This window comes from Aeromonas sp. QDB30 (assembly GCF_027707645.1).
Taxonomy (GTDB): domain Bacteria; phylum Pseudomonadota; class Gammaproteobacteria; order Enterobacterales; family Aeromonadaceae; genus Aeromonas; species Aeromonas caviae.
In genome coordinates this window covers 1-3352 of the sequence record NZ_JAPCIY010000141.1, presented here as the reverse complement: position 1 = coordinate 3352, position 3352 = coordinate 1, and the positions used below count along the sequence as shown (strand labels likewise).

At 62.0% G+C, this 3352-nt stretch carries 3 protein-coding genes; all 3 read right to left on the bottom strand.

From position 1 onward, the window contains the following. Nucleotides 1–110 precede the first annotated feature (110 nt). Nucleotides 111–1577, bottom strand: coding sequence for a tryptophanase (gene tnaA, locus PG896_RS20615; protein ID WP_010672391.1), 1467 nt, complete (start codon nucleotides 1575–1577; stop codon nucleotides 111–113). A gap of 203 nt (nucleotides 1578–1780) precedes the next feature. Then, nucleotides 1781–1852 (bottom strand): tryptophanase leader peptide, encoded by a 72-nt coding sequence (gene tnaC, locus PG896_RS21280; RefSeq protein WP_223302601.1) that lies wholly within the window; start codon nucleotides 1850–1852, stop codon nucleotides 1781–1783. 189 nt (nucleotides 1853–2041) lie between these two features. After that, nucleotides 2042–3259, bottom strand: a complete 1218-nt coding sequence (locus PG896_RS20605) for a 4Fe-4S binding protein (RefSeq protein WP_270836166.1) — start codon at nucleotides 3257–3259, stop codon at nucleotides 2042–2044. Nucleotides 3260–3352 lie beyond the last annotated feature (93 nt).

Genomic DNA, 3352 nt, shown 5'->3' with positions numbered 1-3352 from the left:
GTGTTTGGCGACAACCAGTTTACCAGCACCCTGTCTGTCAACTTCCACTTTCCCAGGATCCCGCGAAGAACCAAAAAAAAGGGCACAGAAAAATCTGTGCCCCTGACTCGTTATGCTTCTATCAATTTTTTCTGCGTCTTGCCGGCTGACGGGTCGTTATGCTCGACCTCTTTCAGTCTGGCGGTGAAGTGGCGCAGCACGGCCGGCTCGTAAATGAAGTCCAGCCCCTTCACCCGGTGGGCGTTCTTCTTCACCTCGCCGAAGGCCTCGATGACAAAGTCCATGTGGGTCTGGGTATAGGTGGCACGGGGGATGGTCAGGCGCAGCAGCTCCGCCGGGCAGGGGTGCTGCTTGCCGGTGGCGGGGTCGCGCCCCAGCAGCAGGGAACCTATCTCCACCGCGCGGATGCCGGCGACCTTGTAGAGCTCGCAGGCCAGGGCGTGGGCCGGGAACTGATCCGCCGGGATGTGGGGCAGCAGCTTGCCCGCATCCACGAAGGCCGCATGGCCCCCCGCCTGCTGGCACACCACGCCGATGGCCTCCAGCCCGTCCACCAGGTACTGCACCTGGCCGATGCGATAGGCCAGCCAGTCCTGGCGCATGCCGTCCCGCAGGCCCACCGCCAGGCGCTCCATGGCGCCCCCTTCCAGGCCGCCATAGGTCGGGAAGCCCTCCTGCACCACGCACAGGGTGCGGCACTCGGTGTAGACGTCCAGCATGCTGTCATCCTTGAAGCACAGCAGCCCCCCCATCTGCACCATGGCATCCTTCTTCGCCGACATGGCGAGGCCGTCGGCGTACTTGTAGGACTCCCTGGTGATCTCCTCGATGGTCCAGTTCGCGTAGCCGGGCTCCCGCTGCTGGATGAAGTAGGCGTTCTCGGCGAAGCGGGCGGAGTCCATGATAACGGGGATGTCGTACTTTCTGGCGATCTCGTACACCGCCTTCAGGTTGGCAATGGAGACCGGCTGCCCCCCGGCGGAGTTGCAGGTGATGGTGCTGACGATGTAGGGCACGTTGGCGGGGCCCGCCTCCAGGATGGCCTCTTCCAGCTTCACCAGATCGAAGTTGCCTTTGAAGTCGGCGGTGACCGAGGTATCGAACGCCTCCCTGGTGTAGACGTTCTTCGCCACGCAGCAGTTGATCTGGGTGTGGCCCTGGGTGGTGTCGAAGAAGTAGTTGGAGAGGGCCACCATCTTCTTGCGATCCAGCCCCTTCTCCTGCTCCCGCTTCTTGATGAGCACGGGGATGTAAATCTGCTCGGCGCCGCGCCCCTGATGAGTGGGGATGGTCAGGGAGTAGCCGAAGATCTCCTGCACCGCCTGTTGCAGGGCATAGTAGCTGCGGCTGCCGCTGTAGGCCTCGTCACCGCGCAGCATGGCGGCCTGCATGTCCTGGGTGATGGCGCCGGTGCCACTGTCGGTCAGCAGGTCGATGAAGACGTCTTCGCTGTCCAGCAGGAAGGGGTTCATGCCCGCCCGGACAATGGCCTCTTCCCGATAGGCACGGGTGGTGCGCTTGACCGGCTCGATGACACGAATACGGAAGGGTTCGGGCAGATGCTTGAAGTTTTCCATAATATAAACACCCCAGATTTAAATATTCAAAATGAGTCTCTTCCCCCGCCGAAAATAGAATGTCCGGCAGGTGGGAAATATTGTGAAATGGGTGCACGACATCGCCTCGCCAGAATAAACAGGCGAAGATAGGTGCAGCTATTTCAGTTCAGGAATGGAGGCGGGCTCGTGGCATGGCAGGCATGCCGCGCCGCCGCGGGGAATTACAGCGGGAAGAAGAACGCGATCTTATGGTCCAGGGTAAACCACTTGGGATAGCTGACCTTGATATTCATGTTGTTGCTCATCCAATTGATATTAACAACGCCAAATAACAGCACCCATTATGGTGGGGAGCGCTATATGATCAATTGCAATATGAGCAAAGTGGGATGGCGCTAACAATTTGACGGGGGATTTTTATACAGCTTATTATCGCCAATCCGAAAGATCCCCCCATCATCCACCTTTTGCCCTTTCCCCCCTCAGTGGCTCAGCCAGGGCAGCCGCTGCAACAGCTCGTAGCGGTCAGGGATCGGTGTCTGGCTGACCCAGAGATCCAGCAAGCCATAGGAGAGCAGCGGCAACACCAGCAGCAACAGACAGAGCAGCCCCAGCAGTTGGCGGGGGGCGAGTCGCTGCCCTTGCGTGCCAAGATGCAGGGCATCGGCCCGCTTGGGGCAGGCGGCCACGCAGCTCTGGCAGCTGGTGCACTCGAGACTGCGCACCGCGATGAGCTGGTGCACCTGGATGCGCGAGGGGCAAACCCGGCTGCACTTGTCGCAGTCGTGGCCCGCGCTTCGCAGGCAGCGGGCCGGGTCACGGCGAATGCGCAGCGGGGTCAGCAGGCCGAGCAGGGCCATCCAGGCGCCATAGGGACAGAGGTAGCGACAGAACCCTTGCCGGAAGGTGGCGGTGAGCAGCAGCACCCAGCCAAGGCACAGGCCCGAGATCAGGGTCAGGTTGAAGAAGAAGGCCCCCATCTTCATGTCCGCCGCCTGATGGTAGGGGCTGGCGAGGTAGCCGGGCAGGGCGGCGGCGGGTACCGCCAGCAATATGATGAAGAGCAGAAAGCCGAGCACCAGAAACTTCTGGCCGCGCAACACGGCATCGAGCCAGCGCGGCGGGGTCCACTCCCCCGGCAACAGGCGCGAGCGCAGGCCGTGCAGCCACTCCCCCACCAGCCCGAGCGGGCAGAACCAGGCACAAAACGCCCGACCCAGCAGCAGGGCCGACAGGGAGAGCACCAGCACGGTGACGGTGGCCGCCGGGTGGTGGGGGTCCGTCAGCCCCTGCCCGAGCCAGGCCCGCAGCCCGAGACCACCAGCGATGGGCAGGAAACCGTCCACCACGTCAGGGCGTACCAGCCAGGGGGTCATCCCCAGCCCCAACTGTCCGATATGAACAACATATTGAACCGCCACCAACACCCAACACAGCAGCAATAGCTGCCTGGTGGCCGTTCTGAGACGTTGACTGTCTATGTGGGCCAGCATGAGTAGGGGGCGATAGTGCAGCCAGAGCGCCAGAGTCGTGGCCACCAGCCCCAGTGCGAGCCAGAGTACCGAATCCGCCACCAGCAGCCAGAGCGCGGCGGCCAACAGCAGAGAGAGCGTCCAGCCCCAACCGCTGCGGCCCTGCCACAACAACAGAACCAGATAGACCAGACCCGAGGTCATGGTCAGGGCTTCCAACAGGCTCATGTTTCCCTCACTGTGCGGTCTTGTTGCTCAAATCGGGGAACTATCTGTCATCTCGGTGATCTGATCCTGTAGCGCAGTCTCCGAGAGCATCAG

Excerpts from the sequence above, each read along its gene's own strand:
- tnaA (WP_010672391.1), bottom strand. The coding sequence starts at position 1,577 with ATGGAAAACTTCAAGCATCTGCCCGAACCCTTCCGTATTCGTGTCATC.
- PG896_RS20605 (WP_270836166.1), bottom strand. The coding sequence starts at position 3,259 with ATGAGCCTGTTGGAAGCCCTGACCATGACCTCGGGTCTGGTCTATCTG.